Annotated in this window: 20 protein-coding genes and 1 pseudogene; 19 read left to right on the top strand and 2 right to left on the bottom strand. The window is 45.3% G+C overall.

Annotation, left to right across the window (positions count from 1 at the left end):
* The first annotated feature begins 18 nt into the window (after window positions 1-18).
* The 5 genes from flgK to HUG15_RS23235 all read left to right on the top strand — a co-directional run bounded on the left by flgK (window position 19) and on the right by HUG15_RS23235 (window position 4,394).
* The gene (gene flgK / locus HUG15_RS21580) at window positions 19-1,497 is read left to right on the top strand and encodes a flagellar hook-associated protein FlgK (protein WP_200125700.1); all 1,479 of its coding nucleotides are present in this window, start codon (window positions 19-21) and stop codon (window positions 1,495-1,497) included.
* A gap of 232 nt (window positions 1,498-1,729) precedes the next feature.
* On the top strand, window positions 1,730-2,617 hold the full coding sequence (gene flgL, locus HUG15_RS21575) for a flagellar hook-associated protein FlgL (RefSeq protein WP_200125698.1): 888 nt from the start codon (window positions 1,730-1,732) through the stop codon (window positions 2,615-2,617).
* Window positions 2,618-2,722: 105 nt separating this feature from the next.
* Window positions 2,723-3,184 carry a flagellar assembly protein FliW gene (gene fliW, locus HUG15_RS21570; RefSeq protein ID WP_200125696.1) on the top strand — a complete coding sequence of 154 codons (462 nt, stop codon included), beginning with the start codon at window positions 2,723-2,725 and terminating at the stop codon, window positions 3,182-3,184.
* Entirely contained in the window at window positions 3,159-3,380 is a 222-nt protein-coding gene (gene csrA, locus HUG15_RS21565; RefSeq protein WP_200125694.1) for a carbon storage regulator CsrA, read from the top strand. Before fliW ends, csrA begins: the two co-directional genes overlap by 26 nt.
* Window positions 3,381-3,692: 312 nt before the next feature.
* Window positions 3,693-4,394: a helix-turn-helix transcriptional regulator gene (locus HUG15_RS23235; protein WP_246516430.1), complete on the top strand. Its 702-nt coding sequence runs from the start codon at window positions 3,693-3,695 to the stop codon at window positions 4,392-4,394.
* Between the two features lie 37 nt (window positions 4,395-4,431).
* On the opposite strand, the gene HUG15_RS21555 is transcribed toward HUG15_RS23235, so the two are convergent.
* Window positions 4,432-4,887, bottom strand: a complete 456-nt coding sequence (locus tag HUG15_RS21555; protein WP_200125692.1) for a competence protein ComK — start codon at window positions 4,885-4,887, stop codon at window positions 4,432-4,434.
* A gap of 248 nt (window positions 4,888-5,135) precedes the next feature.
* On the opposite strand from HUG15_RS21555, the gene HUG15_RS21550 reads away from it, so the two are divergent.
* From HUG15_RS21550 to HUG15_RS21525, 6 genes are all read left to right on the top strand, one after another.
* On the top strand, window positions 5,136-5,480 hold the full coding sequence (locus HUG15_RS21550; protein WP_211202299.1) for a DUF8042 domain-containing protein: 345 nt from the start codon (window positions 5,136-5,138) through the stop codon (window positions 5,478-5,480).
* A 50-nt stretch (window positions 5,481-5,530) separates the two neighbouring features.
* Entirely contained in the window at window positions 5,531-5,869 is a 339-nt protein-coding gene (locus tag HUG15_RS21545) for a flagellar protein FlaG (RefSeq protein WP_200125688.1), read from the top strand.
* A gap of 26 nt (window positions 5,870-5,895) precedes the next feature.
* On the top strand, window positions 5,896-7,668 hold the full coding sequence (gene fliD / locus HUG15_RS21540) for a flagellar filament capping protein FliD (RefSeq protein ID WP_200125686.1): 1,773 nt from the start codon (window positions 5,896-5,898) through the stop codon (window positions 7,666-7,668).
* An 11-nt stretch (window positions 7,669-7,679) separates the two neighbouring features.
* Entirely contained in the window at window positions 7,680-8,093 is a 414-nt protein-coding gene (gene fliS / locus HUG15_RS21535) for a flagellar export chaperone FliS (RefSeq protein ID WP_246516429.1), read from the top strand.
* The gene (locus tag HUG15_RS21530; protein ID WP_200125684.1) at window positions 8,093-8,449 is read left to right on the top strand and encodes a hypothetical protein; all 357 of its coding nucleotides are present in this window, start codon (window positions 8,093-8,095) and stop codon (window positions 8,447-8,449) included. Before fliS ends, HUG15_RS21530 begins: the two co-directional genes overlap by 1 nt.
* Before the next feature lie 638 nt (window positions 8,450-9,087).
* Entirely contained in the window at window positions 9,088-9,462 is a 375-nt protein-coding gene (locus HUG15_RS21525; RefSeq protein ID WP_200125682.1) for a DUF8042 domain-containing protein, read from the top strand.
* Between the two features lie 41 nt (window positions 9,463-9,503).
* On the opposite strand, the gene HUG15_RS21520 is transcribed toward HUG15_RS21525, so the two are convergent.
* Window positions 9,504-10,406, bottom strand: a complete 903-nt coding sequence (locus HUG15_RS21520; protein ID WP_200125680.1) for a DUF6612 family protein — start codon at window positions 10,404-10,406, stop codon at window positions 9,504-9,506.
* Between the two features lie 550 nt (window positions 10,407-10,956).
* On the opposite strand from HUG15_RS21520, the gene hpf reads away from it, so the two are divergent.
* The 8 genes and pseudogenes from hpf (at window position 10,957) to HUG15_RS21470 (ending at window position 21,128) form a co-directional block, all read left to right on the top strand.
* Window positions 10,957-11,523, top strand: coding sequence for a ribosome hibernation-promoting factor, HPF/YfiA family (hpf, locus tag HUG15_RS21510; protein ID WP_200125676.1), 567 nt, complete (start codon window positions 10,957-10,959; stop codon window positions 11,521-11,523).
* A gap of 410 nt (window positions 11,524-11,933) precedes the next feature.
* A complete protein-coding gene (gene secA, locus HUG15_RS21505) occupies window positions 11,934-14,462 on the top strand; it encodes a preprotein translocase subunit SecA (RefSeq protein ID WP_200125674.1) in 2,529 nt (842 codons plus the stop codon).
* A gap of 35 nt (window positions 14,463-14,497) precedes the next feature.
* A protein-coding gene (gene prfB / locus HUG15_RS21500; protein WP_200125672.1) for a peptide chain release factor 2 occupies window positions 14,498-15,599 on the top strand; the annotation gives its coding sequence in 2 pieces (ribosomal slippage) (window positions 14,498-14,569 and window positions 14,571-15,599; 1,101 coding nt in all).
* An 18-nt stretch (window positions 15,600-15,617) separates the two neighbouring features.
* Entirely contained in the window at window positions 15,618-16,487 is an 870-nt protein-coding gene (locus HUG15_RS21495; protein WP_200125670.1) for a YitT family protein, read from the top strand.
* 62 nt (window positions 16,488-16,549) lie between these two features.
* A complete protein-coding gene (locus HUG15_RS21490; RefSeq protein ID WP_200125668.1) occupies window positions 16,550-16,921 on the top strand; it encodes a c-type cytochrome in 372 nt (123 codons plus the stop codon).
* A gap of 1,272 nt (window positions 16,922-18,193) precedes the next feature.
* A pseudogene (locus HUG15_RS21480) lies at window positions 18,194-18,870 on the top strand (cell division ATP-binding protein FtsE).
* Complete coding sequence (gene ftsX / locus HUG15_RS21475; protein WP_200125664.1) at window positions 18,860-19,747, top strand: permease-like cell division protein FtsX; 888 nt, start codon at window positions 18,860-18,862, stop codon at window positions 19,745-19,747. The pseudogene HUG15_RS21480 and the gene ftsX overlap by 11 nt, the downstream one beginning before the upstream one ends.
* 19 nt (window positions 19,748-19,766) lie before the next feature.
* Window positions 19,767-21,128, top strand: a complete 1,362-nt coding sequence (locus tag HUG15_RS21470; RefSeq protein WP_200125662.1) for a murein hydrolase activator EnvC family protein — start codon at window positions 19,767-19,769, stop codon at window positions 21,126-21,128.
* Window positions 21,129-21,157: the final 29 nt, after the last annotated feature.

Below are 21,157 nucleotides of genomic sequence, written 5' to 3'. Positions count from 1 at the left end.
AGGAGGCTTCCATAAGCAATGACCTCTACGTTTCATGGACTACAAACTGCATATAAAGGATTAATGGGCCAACAATCAGCTTTAAGAACGACCGGCCACAATATTGCCAATGCAAATACAGAAGGGTATACACGTCAGCGTGTGAACTTCAACGCCTCCCAAGCTTATCCGGCCCCCGGCAAAAACGCGCCTTCCATCCCCGGCCAAGTAGGGACGGGAGTGGATGTTGAAAATATCGAGCGTGTTCGAGAGCACTTTCTTGATGCGCAGTACCGGGGGGAGAATGCAAATGCCGGATACTGGGGACAAAAGCTAACCTCTATGGAGCGTATCGAAGAAGTTATGAATGAACAATCCGAAACCGGTCTATTGGCAGAAGCGATGGACGAATTTTGGGGATCATTACACGATCTGTCAGCAAACCCTGATGATGCCAGTGCCCGGGAGATTACCGCTCAGCGCGCCGCGGCGCTTGCCGATACATATAATCATATGGTAGGGTCCCTGGAAACGAATAAGCGCGGGATAGGGGATGAAATAGACACTTCCGTACAAGTTGTCAATGGGCTGCTGACACAAACGCATGATTTAAATGAAGAGATTGCCCAAATCGAAGCCCAAGGGCAAATACCGAACGATCTCTATGACCAACGCGACCGTGTCATTGACGAATTGTCCGAGTATATCAACATTGAAGTTGAACCTGAAAATCCGGGCTCGCATACGCATCCAGCCGCAGAAGGAGGGATTAGCGTCTACGTTGTTGACGATGATGGGAATCGCCTCGGGGATGATGATGGTGTTGCAATTGTTCAAGGGGAAAATGGAAATGAAGGGCATCTTGAACTTGCTGTGGAAAAAGATGATGAAGAAAGCTTGGTAGAAAGCATCAACTTCGGGGATGATCTTGAGCTTTTGGGTGATCATCATGGAAAGTTGGGTGCTTTAGTGGATGCATTCGGATATGGAGGAGAGGAAGGCCTTTATCAAGATAAGATCACAGATTTAAATCATTTGATGAGCGGTTTCAGAGACGTTTTTAACGATGTTCACAGCAATGGTTACGATTTAAATGGCGAGGAAGGATTGGATGAATTCTTTGAATTCGATGATGGAGTACTGAGTGTGAATGACGACATAATGGATGACACCGACTTAATTGCTGCCGCCGGTCAAAGCGGAAATGCCGGTGATGGATCCAATGCTTTGGAGTTGGCGAATGTAAAAGAAACCTCCGGTTTTGACTCCGCCTATCAAAGCGTCATCGGGGAGATGGCAGTTGAAGTGCATGAGGCCCGTCGCATGAACGAAACGTCCGACATGCGCCGCGATACGATTGAAATGAACTGTCAATCGGTAAGCAGTGTTTCCCTTGATGAAGAAATGACGAACATGATCCAATTTCAGCACGCTTACAATGCCTCCTCACGGATGATTACGGTGATTGATGAGATGCTGGAGCAAGTCATTAATCAGATGGGCATTGTCGGGCGATAAAGTAAAACTTCCATCAGAGGGGTTCCTCTCCCTCTGGATAAGGAAGTCGGCTAAAAGCGTCACATCCTGTGCGTCGCGAATCGGGGTGTTAGTCGCCCGCGTATGCGGAGGCTAGATTTCAAAGGCCAGGTCGGAAAGGCTTTTTTCAGCATCTTCCGATTTCCGGCTTCCGATGTCTGACTTCCGGCAAAGCGGGCGCTTACCACCGGTATAAAAGAAGGGAGGAGAGCGCATGCGGGTCACGCAGTCGATGATTTCCAGTCAAACGCTAATAAATATACAAAAGAACAATGGTAAACTCGCAAACTTACAGGAACAGCTTTCCACCGGTAAAAAGATTAACCACCCATCCCAAGATCCGGTGGTGGCAACGAGCAGCATGCGTCATCGCACGGAATTGCGCGGGATTGAGCAATACGAACGAAATGTTTCGGAAGCAAAATCATGGATGGAAAGTACTGACAGTTCTCTTGACACAGTAAATCAGGCGATGCAACGAATGCGGGAAATTACTTTACAAGCATCCAATGATACGTATGATGAAACCCAGCGGCAGGCGATCGCTGAAGAAGTTGGTCAGCTCATCAGTCATATCGAAGATCTGGCAAACACGCAAGTAAACAATAAATATATCTTTAATGGAACAGATACAGCGAATCCGCCTGTGGATCTTGCGGAAGGAAATTTCCCGGACCCAGACACGGGCACGGGTGAGGTAACACTCGAATTGATGGATGGGGTTGAAGTTCCGATTAACGTATCTGCAGATCAAGTGTTTCATGAGGAGATGTTCACCGATCTACAAGAACTTGAAAGCAAACTCGAAGATCCTGACACGTCCGACGAAACGTTCGATGCTTTTTTATCAACGATTGACGGGCATTTGGATGAGGTATTGCGTGTTGAAGCGGAACTCGGCGCAAGGGTGAACAGGGTTGAAATGATCGAAGGTCGCTTAGGGGACCAAAACGAGATCGCGACCCGGATCATGTCTGACAATGAAGATGCGGATTTCGCCGAAGTCATTATGGATCTCGTCACCCAAGAAAGTTTGCATCAAGCTGCCTTATCGGCTGGTGCACGGATTATTCAACCAAGTTTGATGGATTTCTTAAGATAATGCACGCTTAATGATTCGGCAAACCTCGTTGGTTTGCTTCTTTTTTTCGTTTAAAAACATGCTAGAATATAAGAGTAATCGCGCGTAGGGAAAGGAAGGATGAGCTTGAAAATCTCAACGAAATACAATGGAGAAATTGAAGTCTCTGAATCAGAGGTGATTGATTTTCCAAATGGGTTACCGGCCTTTGAAAACGAAACACGTTGGATCTTACAGCATTACAAAGGTCCGTTTTACGTACTGCAATCGGTTCACACCGCGGAAGTTGCCTTTTTCGTTTGTGAAATCTTTTCTATTTTCCCGGATTACCAAATAGAGTTGCCTGCGTCCGTTACCGAGCCCTTGCAGTTAACGGACACAAAGCAGGCTTCCTTATGGATAATCCTAACGATAAAAGACCCCTTCGAGACTTCGACGGCAAATTTGGCGGCGCCCCTTGTTTTAAATGTGGATGTAAAAAAAGGCAAGCAATATATCCTGCAAGACAGCGAATATTCCCGGCAATATCCACTCTTGCAAAGAAAGGAGTCTTCCTCCCGGCATGCTCATACTCACTCGCAAACATGATGAATCGATACAAATCGGCGATGGAATCGAAGTGAAAATTGTCAGTGTTGAAGGAGATCAAGTGAAATTAGGCATAGACGCACCGAGACATGTGGACATTCACCGGAAAGAAATCTACGATTCTATCCAGGAGGAAAATAAAGTTGCCGCCATTTCTTCGGCGAAAATCCCATCATCGTTTTCGTTTAATGAATAAAGGGTCTTCACCAAAATCTATCGTTGATATCCGTGAATAATTATGGTAATAACACGAGCTAGCGTAGTGTTTTCCGTAGCGGTTACATCGATCATGATTACATCTATTTTCAACCATAGATTTTAGTGTTGACCCTGAATAAACACAGGTCTTTTTTCTCAGCTTCATGATTACTTTATGATTATCGCCCCTTGCTGCTTTAAGCAAACATTGCTACGATTTGCAGATGGTAAGGAAATCCAGTTTATGCACGCGGTCCCAACATTTAAACAAACGTTTATTTAAATGTACATATAGAGGAGGAAACCCTTGATGCTGGGGAAAACTCAACATCATTATTTATGGTTGCAGCTTAGTGGCCAAAAAAATGATGATTATTTACTAACGGCCCTACAGGAGAATGGATATTATGCAGAATTTCACAGACGTTTACCGAAAAAGAAGCCGCGAAGTCAAGAAAAGGTGATTGTTTTATCAGTGGAAGAGAGTTTTCGATTGTTGGAAAGCGGGGTGTTGCATGCTTTAGCGAACGCATACCGTCTGTGTGCGATTATTCCTCCCCATTCTCCTGGTCTAATGGAGAGAACGATGGAATCAGAAGTTATGATCTTGTTTTCGATCAACCAATCATTTCGGCAAATGATCCAACATTTTTCTGTGGCACGATTGTATAAAACGTATGTGGATCCATTGTTGCAGAACGACTTGTTACAAGCTGTGCGACGGAGCAATTCCGGTAAGGAAGACCATGATCCATCCGCGATTGCCGATCATGATGACGGGGTTCTTTACTTGGATAATGCAAAGGCATCGGAAAAGCTTACCGCTTCGGAACGCCGAGTACTTGATGCTTTATTAAAAGGAAAAAGCAACCGAAAAATTGCTGAAGACGATTACTTATCGGTGTCTACAGTGAATAATCATGTCAGTCAAATAACGAAAAAAATGGATGCCAACGATCGCACCCACACGGTAAAACGGGTCATAGAACTGGGATGGCTATACGACGGTTAGACGATTCTTGGTGGAATCACCTGTGGCTCCCACTACGTTATCGAAATAGAAACAATGACATAATCCAGCCTGTTCGTTGCATTTGTCTATTTAGCGTATACAGGCTTTTTTTTACAGAAATCATTTGTTGGTCATGGAAATAAATATTGCACAATCCTCCGTGGGAAGCTACAACGGTGTCAATATGATGATAAAATACCCAGCAACAATCATGATCACGTAATCCTGATGTTGGAAACGCAAACCAATTTTCTTCCACATTAATCGGGATGGGGAGCTTCCTTCCCAGTTTTGTTTTATGCCGCACGGCATCTAACCTCCCCTCCAATGATGCTCCCCCATCCAAACATGATCGTCGAATGATATGTAGCGGTCGTTCCCGGCAATACACAACTGTTTGCTCTCGCTCATAAATGATTGAACCTTGTGTATCCGGCAAAATTGCCATCGTTTTGGCGCTCACCCGGTACCTTGCCCTTATTGATTTTTCCATAGGCCTTATCACCCTATAATTTTATATTTGCCCCTATTATAATAGATCATTGACCTAATTAAAAGAATAATATCTCAAAATTCATATTATGAGAATTATGAAACATAATAATGGGAATCTAAAAGTTTGGCACTTATAGCCGATAATAATAATAAGACCACTGGCGGTACGTTAGTTGCACTTATGCAGGTAATAAAGTTGATTTATACTTTCTTACCAGCAAAAAAATACAATGGGGTTGTAAAGAAATGAATGATGGGGGCATGTTTAAAAAAGTCAATTTTACTTGTGAACGCTTAATTAACGAAATGGAAGATAGTTTACGTACGATGGAACAAAACAGCAAGGAGCAGATGTTACCATTATTCGAACAGATGATGGACAGTTATGAACAGTTGGAGATGACAGCTTTAACGATAGAAGGGTATAGACAAAAGGGGAATATAAAGGCACGACTCACACGGGTGAAGCGCGAGCTTCAAGATGCAAAAACGGCCGTGGAATTCAAACAATTCGAGAAGGCGGAGGAGATGCTGGAGCACCATTTGATCCCGGCCTTAAAACGGTTTCAGGAAGGGCTTTTTCCGAAATAGCATTTGACGATGCATTTAAAAAATAACAAAGAAGGCCAGGAGGGGCGATCATGGATTCCAGTCCAATCACTTCCGCAGGAGGGGGAAGCACCTTTCCGATGCAACGGTTTCTATCGTTAGCGAATGAGCATGCACAAAGGATTGAGAAAAAACATGATAGGTTCGGGCAAAAGCAAATGGAAGACTACGTTGAAGAATTCAACGATATTCTGGAAAGAACCCCGACGTCTTTACGATTTAATATTCACGAGGATTTGGACCGTATTTATGTGCATGTGGTCGATCGTTTTTCCGAGGAAATATTGCGGGAAATCCCACCTGAAAAGTTGCTTGACATGACAGCGGCTATTTTAAAACAAGCAGGTATCATCGTAGATGAACAATGGTAATTTTTAACTAAGGATGTGACTGGCAAATGAGAGTAACGGGGATGGCTTCCGGGATGGATATCGACCAAATGGTTGATGATCTAATGAGGGCCGAACGTGTGCCGCAGGATCGATATGTTCAAGAACAAATGTTTACAAATTGGCAGGTAGATGCTTATCGTGAGTTAAACACGCAGGTTAGCGCCTTCGAAGAATCTGTGTTTGATCGGCTTCTGACGCCAAGCAGTTTTCTTCAAAGGACGGGGACATCTTCGAACGATTCGCTCGTTTCCGTGATTTCCTCTTCCGGTACCGGTAATTCACAGTATACTGTATCTGAAGTCAGCCAGTTGGCAACGGCGGCTACGACGCAGAGTGACGCCCCGATTAGCGAAGGGGATGAGGAATTTGATCCTTCACAGCCTTTAGGGGAGTTGGAAGGATTAAATTGGGAGGACGGGACGGTCCACACTGAACTTTTGCGAGGCGATGGAGAGACAACGACTTTTGAATTTGCCGAAGACACAAGCCTTAATGATGACTATGTGATTGTAAATGTGGATGGTGTTTCCCATAAAGTTATTAGAGAAGGAGATCCGGGAGAAGGGGAAGTGTTACTGGGCGCTAATGACCAAACCTTAACGTTTGCAGAACCTATTGCGAACGGCGCTCGTGTTGAAGTTCAGTATGTGGATGATGATGGAGAAGGACGGTTTATGTTCGCGGGTGCCGAAACCTTCGGGGAAGACGGAGAGGTACGCCGCCATGAAGGGTTCATCACAGAGGAAGACAATCTGCAAAATGTTCTCAATGAATTTAATAACAGCGATATTGGCATAAACGCTTTTTATGATAGCCATTCTGATCAAGTTTCCGTTTCCCGCGCGGAAACGGGGGTTTTTAATCCGGACGGCGGCCAAGAAATTAAATTTGATGAAGACAGTTTTTTTACAGACGTTCTAAACTTGGGCAACGATGCGGATCAAGGAGCACAAAACGCTAAGTTTACAATCAATGGCTTGGAAACCGAGCGCCGCTCCAACACGTTCACGATGGATAATTTAACGGTCACCTTGCATGATGCATTTGACGAGTCTGTCACCGTTTCATCATCGGTGGACACAGATGCAATCGTGGAAAACATCACTGAATTTGTGGATGAATATAATGCTTTGCTGACAGAGGTTCACGAGAAACTCGGAGAAACCCGAAATCGCGATTACCCCCCGCTTACGGATGAACAACGCCGGGAAATGACTGAACACGAGATTGAACTTTGGGAGGAACAGGCACAAAGCGGCTTATTAAGACACGATCGCCAATTGGGAAATTTCATGAACCGAATGCGCGAGAATCTTTATGAAACCGTCAATGTGGAAGGATCGGATATCGAGCATTTGAGCGATCTGGGGATTGCGACTTCGAATGATTATCTGGAACGCGGCAGATTGGAAATTGATGAAGGGGAGTTACGTTCGGCCGTTGAAGAAGATCCGGAAGGAGCGTTTAACTTCTTTTCCCAAAGCGGTGCGGAGAGTGGAATTGCCAGGAATTTGCGTGAGACGGCCACTGATATGGAAGAAGCGATTTCCAGGGAAGCCGGGGGATCCAATGGGCGGTATCAGAACCATCAATTCTCATTGGGTCGTGAAATTAATCAGCTTGATGATCAGATTGAAAACTTTGATCGTCGTTTGGAACAGATCGAAAATCGGTATTGGCGCCAATTTACTGCTATGGAGCAAGCAATCAGCGAAGCGAACAACCAAAATCAAATGCTTATGAATTTTATGTTTGGTGACGGCAATCAAATGATGTAGGGGGAATACGAATGTATGATGGGGGAATGGGCACGCAAACGCGTGCCGTATATCAACAAAATGCTTTTCAAACAGCTTCTCCCGGGGAATTAACGTTAATGCTCTATAATGGATGTTTGAAATTTATCCGGCTTTCCGCAAATGCCATGGAAAAAAAAGATTATGAAGCAAAAAACTTCAATATCACGAAAGCACAAAAGATCATACGTGAACTGATGGTCACCCTTCGGGTAGAGAATGAAACGACCCAACAAATGCTGCAGTTGTACGATTTCGCTTTTGATGCTCTTGTAAGGGCAAATATTAATAATGATGCAAATGCATTGGAAGAAGCGGCTTCCATAATCACTGAATTTCGTGATACGTGGAAAGAAGTCATAAAGATTGACCGTAAACAAAGACACGCATCGGGTGTTAATGGATAATGGGCGAGATGCGAGCAGTTTATAAAGTGACGAAGCAACTGGACAATCATCTGCATGAGCCTTTGCCATCTGCGGATGATGCGCGTGAGGATTATCTTGATATCATTGATTTTCTGTTGGAAAAGAGAGGTCTTATGATGGCTTCTTTTAAATCGGCCCCATCTACTGTGGAACCATCTATCGCCAAGGAAATGGTGGAAATGAATGATTCGATCGAAGAAAAAATAAGAGCTGTCAAAGCACAGATCGGCCGGGATTTAAATCAAACCCGCGCCCGTTTACATGTCGAAAATCGGTATACCAACGCTTTTTCTTCGCCAACTTTAGAAGGGATTTATTTTGATAAGAAAAATTAAATGAAGCAGCGCCTAATCCTCTTAAACTCTGGGGTAGGCGCTCAGCTCATTGCTTCTTTACTTGTGAGAACCGTTCCCGCTCGCTCCTTTAAGGGAGAGAAATCTGCAACTAGTGCAGGGTGGTTGAATTAATCGGTCACCCAGCATCGGGCGGGCGCTAGTAATCCCTCTTCCGGATCGAGCCGCTCCGCGTGGAACAAAGTAAGCAATATCATCCCGTCCCTCTCATATTTGGTACGACCACCGTCGTGGGAATATAGATACAGACAATTGAGGATGTTTCTTTTCCTAGTGACGCAAGAGCTTTCAACGTCCCCCATATCGAAGATCATGCTTTTTTTAAGGACGCTGGAGCTGCCAGTGTACGCCTATTTTAGAAATTTGATGATCCTCTGTTATACCTTTTTACACTTTAAGGATAAACGTATAAGAAAAGACATGGACTTTCGCCATTTTTTGGGAGAGGTCACGTTTTTCTAAAGGCATATACCCTTTATTTGATCACCCAAAGCGTCCTTGGCGAGGGTGATTCCCTATTTCAGCCGTTTTGCACTAGAGGGGCGGCATGGAGTTCTAGGTTTAAAATTTTGGCGGTAAGGGTATCACCCACTTAATAAACCTCAAAGGGGCGATTGGGCGTGGAGATACTAACATCAAAACAACAGCGTTTTATTCGGCGGTATGAAGAGTGGATTGATCAGGTCGTTGATGCCTTGATGATGGTTGTCCAATTTTATCGCGACGGCCATGAAGAACAAGGGGATCGTCTGTTAACGGAAACAATGGCCGGTTTTGAACGATTCGGTGAAGAAAATATAACCATGCATAGTGTCTTTGGCCGGAGCGAAAAGCATCTGCATGAGTGGGATCTTTTTCAACAACAAATCAATGAAACGCTGGAAGTCCCAAGTTTTTCGGAGCCTGTTGAAAAGGTTGGGCACATAACGAAAAAGACACTCCCGGCGTTTAAACGTTGGCGCACGATTGTAGAGGCTATCCTTTTGGAAAGCTGATGCAATGATTGTCCCTCTCAACCGACGGTGCGCTTCTATGATTACTCATTTTCAGCATCCAAATCCAGTTGAAAATCAATCTCATCCGCGGCACTTTCCACCTCTTCGGGAACGGTGATATCATCAATTTCGTTTAAGGATCCATAGGATGCTGTTATCGTTTGTCGGGAGGCGACCCTTTGCCCTTCCTCCGCCTCAAAGTCCATATCAATCTGAGCATTAAACGCCTGAAAGGCATACGTTTCTTTGTCAATCAGTAGTTCATAATGAATATCATTTACATCAACGACGGATAGAATATCTTCGAGCACCATATCCATGCCGCCATTAAGTGAATCAGTGATCGCTGTGCTCACTTCCTGTAAACCTTCCGTATCTCCCTGTACGGTAATGGTGTAGTGATCCTGCTCTTCTATGGCTTCCATGCTGTCATCATCCAGTTGCGTCATTAGTATTTCCAGCAACAGCTCCGGATCTTGTTGGCGGGCAGACAACTCCCTTATATCTCCTTCAATATCCTCGGGGAATTTCACCCATTCGTCCAGAAACGATTCATAGGAATAAAAGCCATCATCCGTAAAGTACGTTTCCATGCTCATTTCCTCGCCCTCGTCCTCTTCAACGATGGTCGTTTCTTCATGATAGGCAAAAGGGGCGTAGGTGACGATTGTATCTGTCGTACTTTCAGTGCGAGACGTCTCTTCATCAAAAGCTATATCTTGCTCTGTTGTCATGGTAACCGAAAAGCTGTTTAGGTTGCTCATTGTGTCGATAGACTTTTCCAAGAGTGTTGCCGGATTGCTGCCTTCTTCCGTAATCGTGTGATTTTCTTCCTCGTCAGTTTCGTCCGGAATATTCGTTTCTTCCGAGTCCCCATCATTATTGCAGGCGGTAATAAGGGTGGATAGGATGAGCAGTATAAAGAAGCCGAGCTTATACCTCATGTAATCATCGCCTTTTTCTCCAATTTTATCATATTTCTTTTTGGCTGGTAAGAATCACCGCTATGAATCGAAGGGGGTGTACAAATAGGGGGAGAGGTAAGCAAATGTTCCTTGGTGACTTTGCGGTGGAAAATAAACGGTGGCGGTGATTCCCAGTATAGAGTAGTGAATCATATTTATGGTGCGTTGCCAAACAACGGTTGTTTAATTATTTGCATGGATTCGACAAATTTCGCATAAGAGGCAAGCGGGAATAATCGGCGGCGGAAGAGTGTTCCTTTCGGAAACATGGTAATCATTGATTTAACGTACATTTGATTTTTTTTGCACATTTTTTTCGAAAATCAAAATGCGTATGTCCAGAGAGAATTTGTGCAAAGTAATTTTGGGAGGTTTGAACGCTTCTAAGTGAAGAGGAGCAACATAAAAATAAGTGTATACCGAAGGGACATTTGATAAAATAGTTATTAATTGGAACACATTTTGTCGTTTTAGCAGGAATAAAAAGAGGAATAGAGAAGTATAGAGCATGAAAGGAGGAGTTTTGGTGATGAATTACAATGTCCGTGGGGAAAACATGGAGGTAACACCATCATTGCGAGAATATGTGGAGAAAAAGGTGGGCAAGGTGGAGAGGTATTTTGATACGCCTCCGGTCGCCGATGTTCACGTGAAAATGCACGTTCAAAATAACCAACAACATAGCATCGAGGTTACAATTCCCATGTCTCGCCTTCTTCTGCGTGCCGAAGAGGACCATTCGGATATGTACGCGGCTATTGATCTTGTCGTCGAGAAACTGGAAAGGCAAATTCGCAAACATAAAACAAAAGTAAACCGTAAGTTTAGACAGAGCGGCACGAAGGATGTATTTAAGAATGAAATGGGCGTTACGCAATTGGAGAATGGTTGGTCGGAAGAAGATGACGATCCCGGCTTCCAACTTGTGCGTACAAAACGTTTCAACCTTAAGCCGATGGATGCGGAAGAGGCCGTGTTGCAAATGGATATGCTTGGCCACTCGTTCTTCGTCTTTTCCAATGCAGTGAGCGGAGACACAAACGTTGTTTACCGAAGAAAAGACGGACGTTACGGGTTAATTGAACCGGAGGCTTGAAAGCGGAAAATAATAAAGGGAGCCCCCATCATTGCAGGTGGGGCGCTTTTTTTTTAATCGCGCCCACTTCCGAAGATCTTCGGTATTTGTAAGAAAGTGATCAAGTTGATAAAATAAATTATATAGTGTGTACAAATCAAGGCGCATGCCAAAAATAATGATAATGTGAAACTTTCATCAGAGTGGGTTTTCCGACGCCTAGGACGGGCTAGTGTCGGCGTTGTCACAGGATGTGGCGGTCGACTTCCTTATTAGTCACTCGTTTAGCCAGAAGTCAGATTTCAGATGCCAGAGGTCGGAAAAACCATGATTTTCCGATTTCCGGCTTCCGATGTCTAACCTCCGGAATAGCGGGCGTTTACCACCGGGATAAAAAATTATTTGTGATGCGGGAGGACGATGATACTAGCATGATCGGTTTAATAAAAAAGGTCATTGGTGATACAGACCAACGTAAAACGAAGAAAATGCAAAAAACCGTCGATGAAATCGATGGTTATGCAAATGAGATGAAATTGCTCTCGGACACTGACTTGGCTGCAAAAACCGAAAACTTCAAGGCCCGATATAATGGCGGGGAGGATTTGGACAGCCTTCTTCCGGAAGCATTCGCTGTTGTGCGCGAGGCTTCCACTCGTGTGCTCGGACTCACCCCTTATCCGGTTCAATTAATGGGGGCAATTGTGCTCCATCACGGAGATACAGCTGAAATGAAAACCGGGGAAGGAAAAACATTGGTGGCAACGATGCCGGTATATTTAAACGCTTTAACTGGCCGCGGGGTTCATATCGTCACCGTGAACGACTATTTGGCGCGTCGGGACAGTGAAGACATGGGACGTCTTTACAATTTTCTCGGCTTGACGGTGGGGCTTAACGAAAAAGGCATGTCCAAAGATGAAAAGCGTGAAGCCTATGCCTGCGATGTCATGTACGGCACGAACAATGAATTTGGTTTTGATTATTTGCGTGACAACATGGTTCTTTATAAGGAGCAAATGGTGCAACGAAAGCTTCATTATGCCATCGTCGACGAAGTGGACTCTATCCTCATTGACGAAGCGCGAACGCCGTTGATCATCTCCGGATCGGTAGAACAATCCACGGAGATGTACGTGCAAGCAGACGGATTCGTACGGTTGTTAAAAGAAGAGGAAGATTACACGTACGAAGAGAAATCGAAAAACGTCCGCCTGACGGAAGAAGGGGTCAATAAGGCGGAAAACTACTTTAACCTGAACAACTTATATGATCAGGGAAACGTGCAACTGACCCACAATATCAATCAGTCATTAAAGGCTCACCGCGCCATGCAACGCGACGACGATTACGTCGTGGAAGACGGTGATGTCGTGATTGTCGACTCATTCACCGGGCGACTCATGAAAGGGCGCCGCTATGGGGACGGTTTGCATCAGGCCATTGAAGCGAAAGAACAACTTCCGATCAAAAAAGAAAGCATGACACTTGCATCGATCACGTTTCAAAACTTTTTTCGAATGTACGAAAAACTTGCCGGCATGACCGGAACGGCTAAAACAGAGGAAGAGGAGCTTCAAAATATTTACAATATGAATGTGATCGCCATTCCGACGAATGAACCGATTGTCCGAGAGGACAAGGCCGATCTCATTTACAAAACGATGGATGCGAAATTCAAGGCTGTTGCAGATGATATAAAAGAAATCCATCAAAGAGGGCAACCGATTCTTGTCGGGACGGCAAGCGTTGATACGTCCGAGTATGTGTCGAAGTTGTTGAAGAAGCGAAAGGTCCCTCACGATGTTTTAAATGCCAAACACCATGCTAATGAAGCGGAAATCATAAAAAACGCCGGTCAAAAAAATGCTGTTACTATTGCCACAAATATGGCCGGTCGCGGTACGGATATTAAATTGGGAGAGGGCGTTCCCGAACTCGGCGGTCTCTTTGTCATTGGCACGGAGCGTCATGAAAGCCGCCGCATCGATAATCAATTACGCGGTCGTTCCGGACGTCAAGGCGACCCGGGGGTTTCGCAATTTTACTTGTCGATGGAAGATGTGCTCATGCGCCGATTCGGTTCGGAAAACATGCAGAACATGCTTAATAAAATGGGCATGGAAGAGGATACTCCTTTGGAGAGCCGAATGGTTAGCCGTGCCGTGGAGCAATCGCAAAAACGCGTAGAAGGGCATAACTTTGATGCGCGTAAACAAATTCTTGAATATGATGATGTCATGCGGGAACAACGGGATATCATCTACGAACAACGGATGGAAGTTTTGGAATCGGAAAACTTGGAAGAGATCGTTCAAGGCATGATCAACAATGTCGTAGACCGAACGGTTGCACGTTTCACTTCGGAAGAAGAAGTTCCGGAAGACTGGGACTTGGCCGGTTTGGTTTCGGAACTGAACGCGATGGTTCTTTATAATGGCGACATTACGCAAAATGATTTATACGGCTTGGAACAGGATGAGATGCAGGAACTCGTCAGAGGAAAAGCCGAGGCCAATTATAAAGCGAAAGAAGCCGAGATTGGCGAAGAAAAAATGCGTGAGTTTGAGAAGGTCATTATGCTCCGGGCTGTCGACCGAAAATGGATGAATCACATTGACCAGATGGACCAGCTTCGCCAGGGCATTCACTTGCGGGCATACGGTCAAAGCAACCCGCTCCGGGACTATCGCTTCGAAGGATATAACATGTTTGAAGACATGATCGCCAGTATTGAAGAAGAAGTCTCCCGCTATGTGATAAAAGCGCGTTTGAGGAATAACATGCAACGGGAAGCAGTCGCGGATGAAAATAAGTCGCAAGCGGTCCACGGAAACAACAACAAAGAGCAAGAGAAAAAGAAAAAACAACCGATTCGGAAAGAAAAACAAGTCGGCAGAAATGAACCGTGCCCGTGCGGAAGCGGAAAAAAATACAAACACTGCCATGGGGCTGCTTAAAGGCTCGCGCATATCTAGGAGAAGAGGGTGAGAGAATGGATAGTGCCGAAATAAAAACGGAATTAACGACAATGGCGAATCGTCTCGCGGAATTTAGGGGGTCTCTTTGACCTGGAAGCAAAAGAAAACAGGATTAAAGAGCTGGAAGAAGAAATGACGGTTCCCGGTTTTTGGGACAATCCGGATGCCTCCAAAGAAGTGATTGATGAGACCAATTCACTAAAGGAAACTGCTCACACGTTTCGCGAGTTGGAAGAAGAACTGGAAAATTTAAACGTAACCAGGGAGCTGTTGCAAGAGGAAGACGATGATGAATTGCGAGCGGATCTGGAACAGGGTATACGGTCGCTTTCAGAGCAAATTAATCAGTTTGAGTTGAAAATGTTGTTGTCGGATCCCCATGACGAAAAAGATGCGATCCTTGAGATACACCCTGGGGCCGGCGGGACGGAATCGCAGGATTGGGCACAAATGCTCCTTCGCATGTATACCCGTTGGGCTGAAAAACGTAAATTTAAAGTGGAGACGCTCGACTATTTGCCGGGGGACGAAGCAGGCTTGAAAAGTGTCACGTTGCTGATCAAAGGACAAGATGCCTATGGCCATTTAAAAGCGGAAAAAGGGGTGCATCGATTAGTGCGCATTTCCCCTTTTGATTCCTCGGGTCGGCGTCATACGTCTTTTGCTTCCTGTGAAGTGATGCCGGAAATGGATGAAGACGTCAATATTGAAGTGGCAACCGAAGACTTGAAAATTGACACGTACCGTGCAAGCGGTGCCGGCGGTCAGCACGTTAACACGACGGATTCTGCCGTAAGGATCACCCATATTCCAACGAACACGGTTGTGCAATGCCAAAATGAGCGTTCACAAATTAAAAATCGAGAACATGCGATGAAAATGTTGAAAGCCCGTCTTTATCAACAGGAACTTGAACGGCAACAGCAAGAATTGGACGAAATGCGCGGCGAGCAAAGTGAGATCGGGTGGGGGAGCCAGATTCGATCTTACGTTTTCCACCCTTACAATATGGTGAAGGACCATCGTACCAATCATGAAGTCGGGAATACGGAGGCTGTCATGGATGGTGCTATCGATGTTTTCATTGACGCATACTTGCGCTCAAGGATAACGTAAGGGGAATGGAGTGTTTGGATGAGGCGGAAAAAGCGGCGTGCGCCGACACAAGATTCGGCACGATTGCTTATAAATGTGTTGCTCGTTTTGAGTGGTTCGGCGATTGTGGCATTCGCATTTAATTTGTTTTTGCTGCCGAATGCGATCGCCTCGGGCGGACTAAGTGGCTTTGCCACCATTATGTATCAAGTATTCGGTTTCGCCCCGCACCTTACCCTATACGCTCTTAATATCCCCCTATTTCTATTGGGAATGCTCTTGCTCGGCGGATTTCGATACGGGGGAATGACATTGGTGGGAACGTTGTTCCTCCCATTTGTCGTTTTTTTGACACAACATTGGCCTCCTTTAACGGCAGAGCCCCTCCTGGCTGCAATATTTGGCGGTGTTGGTGTCGGGACAGGGCTAGGCCTTGTTTTTCGTACAGGTGCATCCACAGGCGGGACCGACTTGGCGGCTCAGATTATCCATAAATATACTGGTGTTTCGCTTGGTGCCGGCGTATTTATTATGGATGGACTAATCGTTGCCATGGCCGCAATTGCGTTTAGTGTCGAATTTGCTTTGTTCGCACTCATTGGGCTTTTTATTACCGGTAAAACCATTGACATAGTACAAACCGGTTTTGGTTATGATAAAATTGCTTTCATAATTGCGGAAGAACAGGGGAAGATAAAAGAAGCCATTTTAAATGATGTCGACCGTGGCGTCACCAAGCTTCAGGCCTATGGAGGGTACACGGAAGACGATCGGCCGGTACTGATGTGTGTTGTGAATCGCAACGAAATTCCTTTGTTGCGGCAAGTCGTGCAAACCATTGACCGCGACGCGTTTATTGTTGTTTCCAACGCGACAGAAGTATTGGGGCGTGGTTTTAAAATGGACTAAATCGTGTATAATAAATGGGGCGTTATCTTTACGCGTTAAAGCATGAAATGGAGGAGGTTCACATGAAAAAAGCAATGTTAGTATTAGGCACGGCGATTTTTATCATCGGCGGCTGTAATGGCCAAGCAGGTGAAGAACAAGAGCCTGTCGGTGATAACAATGGTGGAAATGGCGGCGGCGATAACGGAGCCGAAGAAGAAGAAGAAGACAATGGCGAAACCGTTGATGCCGGTGAAGGCATGGATCTATACGAAGAGAATTGTATGAGTTGCCACGGCGGGGACATGGAAGGCGGTACAGGCCCGGCGCTTGACGGGTATAGCGCTGACGAAGTTCACGATGCAATTGAAGAAGGCCCTGGTGCCATGCCGGAGAACCTTGTTTCCGGTGAAGATGCTGACGCCGTTGCGCAATACGTAGAAGAAGAAGGTTAAGGTTCAATAAAGATAACAAACGTCCTGCCGATGATGGCAGGGCGTTTTTTGCGCCTAACTAATATCGGGACGGATGATATCGAAAAAGATATAAGTGTCCCGGCGCTGGTGTTTCGTTGCGACGATCGCCACACCCATTATCGACCGCATGAGTGGATTTACGGAGCACGAAAGCGGTATCCGGAGTCGATTTCGGTCACCATGGGTGGTTGCTTCATGTACTTTAGTACAACCTTTTTCTTTTTTTATTTAAACATTCATAAAAATAGACTTGCGTTACATTTTCCGCCGAATTGACGAAAAACTAGTGCAGCCTGTCGAAAATAAGCGGTCACACCGACGATCGGAAGACAGGATTAGGGCTTCAAACTGGGGTTAGTGGTCGATTGGATTAAACCGCCACAGCCCGAGTTAAGGTATCAAAGGCTATCGTCAACGACCGAATGGTTTCTTGCGAAGCAGGCTCCCCGGTCGCCATGAAACAGTTCATGGCGACCGAAGACAAAAGCCAATCGCTCGTTCGGGCGCCATGAGGCAACCATGCCGACCGAATATCTTTGATACAAGCCTTTTCGGTCACCATGAAGCGGCTATGACGCCCGAACGCTTTCGATTCAGGCCATTACGGTCGTCATAAAACGGTTATGGCGACCGAACACGAGAACCGACCGCTTTTTCGGTCACCATGACGCGGTAAATTGTCCGTTAGGGAGCCAGAAGCGTTGCCGACCGAACCTCTTCCGACTGTCTCCATGATTGGGTAATTCAGCCATCTTGCACTAGTGCAGGGTGGCTGAATCTTTTGATCACACCAATCAGGATTGATTTGTTCCGACCTATTGGCACTCTATGGCCGATGTACGAAGGTCAATTCATCCAGTACAATCGCTTTGGTTCCCTAATTAAATATTTCAAAAGATTTTGATTAATTAACGCCGGTAAGCGAAAGCCGTTCGATTATCAAAGACGACTTTTGACGCCGTCACTCCGAAAGCCGGAAGTCTTTCGGTCATCAACAAACAGTCTCACGTGTGGTCGGCAGCGGTGTGATCATTTAATTCAACTCTTCTGCACTAGGGTAGTAAATACCGTAGCAACAATTGTGATATTAGACCTATTTGTAGTTAATGATATGTAATTCATTTGAAAATAAACTGTAATATAGATACCTTTTACAAAGGTATAAAGATGATATAATATGACTAAGGATGTGGATATTTGCCACAAATCCTCAGAATAAGGTGATTTGTAGGTGTGAGAGATTTGATCAATATGCAAAGGGTGAAAAAAACCTATCAAAATGGAATCCAAGCGTTAAACAACATTGACATACACATTGGGAAAGAGGAATTTGTTTATGTTGTCGGGCCAAGCGGTGCCGGAAAGTCGACGATCATTAAGTTAATCATTCGTGAGATTAAGCCGACAGCAGGTGTCGTTCATGTGAATGGGACCAACCTTGGTGATCTCAGAAAAAACAAATTCCATATTTGCGGCGCAAGATTGGGGTTGTTTTTCAAGATTTTAAACTTTTCCCCAACTTGTCCGTATTTGAAAATATTGCTTTTGCTCTTGAGGTTATCGGAGAGCCCAAGGATCGTATTAAACCGCGTGTAATGGAGGTATTGGAGCTTGTTAAATTAAAAGATAAAGCCCGCTATAGACCGCGTGAGCTATCCGGTGGTGAACAACAGCGAGTGGCCATTGCACGGGCGATGGCAAACAAGCCGGCGATCTTGATTGCAGATGAGCCGACCGGCAATCTGGATCCGGAAACAGCATGGAGCATTATGGGCACTTTAGAAGATATTAACTATCGAGGCACAACTGTTGTGATGGCTACGCATAACAGCCACATCGTCAACAATTTAAAAAAACGAGTGATTGCCATTGATAATGGCAACGTTGTGCGGGATGAAATGCGGGGTGCGTACAGCTATGAAGCGTAGCGCCTTTGTGCGGCACGTAAGAGAAGGGTTTAAAAATATTAGCAGAAACGGGTGGATGAGCTTTGCCTCCATTAGTGCCGTGACGATTATGCTGCTTGTCGTCGGCGCGTTTTCCTTGCTGATTTTAAATATGAACAGCCTGGCATCCGATGTCGAAAACGAAGTTGAAATCCGTGCTTTTCTGGAAATGGATACTGAAGCGGATGCACAGGCGGAAGTGATGGAAGACATTGCAAGCGCTAACGCGGTAGAAGACGTTTCGTACCTTGACAGGGATGAAGGGTTGGATCAATTTATCGACAGTCTCGGATCCGAAGGCGCTGTCTATGAAAGCATCCGAGATGAGAATCCCTTGAATGATGCGCTCGTTATCGAGACGACCGAACCGGAACTAACGGAAGCTGTCGCAACCGCCGTCGATGAATATGTTGAAGTGGAAACGGTTGAGTATGGAGAATCGATTCTTACGCAATTGTTTACGATCACAAATTATGTGCGTGTAATCGGTGCGGCTTTGATTATCGGTTTGTTGTTTACTTCTATATTCCTGATATCAAACACGATTAAACTTACAATTATCTCGCGCAAAGACGAGATTGAAATTATGAAACTTGTAGGAGCGACGAACAGATTCGTGCGTATTCCCTTTTTTATCGAAGGGTTGCTCATCGGTGTGATCGGAGCTTTTGTCCCGGTTGTAACACTTATGGCCGGTTATGTTTATCTCCATGATTTTTTTGATGCTCAGTTGCCTTTTATTACGATGGTTGAGCCCTTTCCGATGGTTTGGCAAGTGGCGCTGGTATTGTTTGGCATTAGCGTTGTCGTTGGTATGTTGGGAAGTCAAATGTCTGTACGTAAATTTTTGAAAGTATAGCGATGGGGGTGATTGGTAAATGAAAGGAAAAAAAACATTAATGCTCGGCACCGCTTTTCTGGTTGGATTATCCGGTTGGTTGCAAACAAGCTATATTGGACAAGCTGAATCCGTCAGTGAGTTGGAAAACGAATTGGATGACATACGTGAATCCCAACAAGAGGCGGAAAATGATGGCGAAGAGGCGGAAGAGGATTTAGAGGGCGTAGAGGAAGAGTTGGCAGAAATCGAAGAAGAGATTCGTGAAATGGATGAAGAAATGTCCGCCACTGTTGAAGAAATCGGAGACAAAGAAGCGGAAATGGCTGAAGTCGAAGACGAAAACGGGCGGTTACAGAACGATATCACTGAGATTGAAGAACGTATCGAGAAACGGGATGAAGTGTTGAAGGAACGAGCTGTGACCCTCTATCAAAATGGCAACGGAACAGTTGAATACATAGAAGTTTTATTGGGGGCGCAAAGTTTTGGGGACTTTCTGGATCGAATCCGCACCCTCTCAACGATTGCAGGGCAAGATCAGGCAATACTTGACGAACATATTGCCGATCATGAACAACTTGAAGAAAACAAAGAAGCAGTTGAAGAAAATCTGGCAACCTTGGAATCTAATCTTGCAGAATTGGAAACTTTGCAAGCGAACTTGGACGAGCAAATAGAGGACAAAGAAGTTGTGATGGACGGGCTTGATGAAGAGCAGCGTCAGTTGCTTGATGACCTGGAAGAAATCGAAAACGAAGAAGAAATCCTGCAACAGCAAGAAACTGCCAAACAGAATGAAATCGAACGTGAAGAAGAGCGGGAGCGAGAGAGGGAAAGAGAACGGGAAAGAGAAGAGCAAGAAGCTGAGGAATCCGATGATTCCGGAAACAATGAGGAAAATGAATCGAATGAGTCGAATGAATCCGAGGGAAGCAACGTAAACAGCGACGGATCTTCTTCGTCACCGTCAACCGCAAGTGTCAGCGATTCCGGCTCCGATGGAGGCGGAGGCGGCACGTTGGCGAGGCCGGCATCGGGCCCGTTGACTTCAGAGTATGGGCCGCGATGGGGTCGAATGCACAATGGCATTGATATTGGCGGCTCAGGTGTTCCAGTTAATTCGGCTGAATCAGGTACCGTCAGTTACGTTGGCTACATGGGCGGCTACGGAAATACGGTGATGGTTACGCATCAAATTAATGGACAAACGATCACGACATTGTATGCCCATCTGGCTTCTTCCGATGTGTCCGAAGGTGATTCGGTCAGCCGTTCGGAACAGATTGGCATCATGGGGAATACAGGAAACACGACAGGTCCCCATTTACACTTTGAAGTACATGAAGGTGGTTGGGCCGGATCGGGTGTTAATACCGTCGACCCAATGGATTATCTATAAGCAAAGGATAATCGAGCGGAAATGGGCTT

Origin of the sequence: Salicibibacter cibarius, from assembly GCF_016495725.1 — a bacterium.
Classification (GTDB): domain Bacteria; phylum Bacillota; class Bacilli; order Bacillales; family Marinococcaceae; genus Salicibibacter; species Salicibibacter cibarius.
Note: the sequence above shows the minus strand (reverse complement) of the source record. Positions and strands in the feature narration are given on the sequence as shown.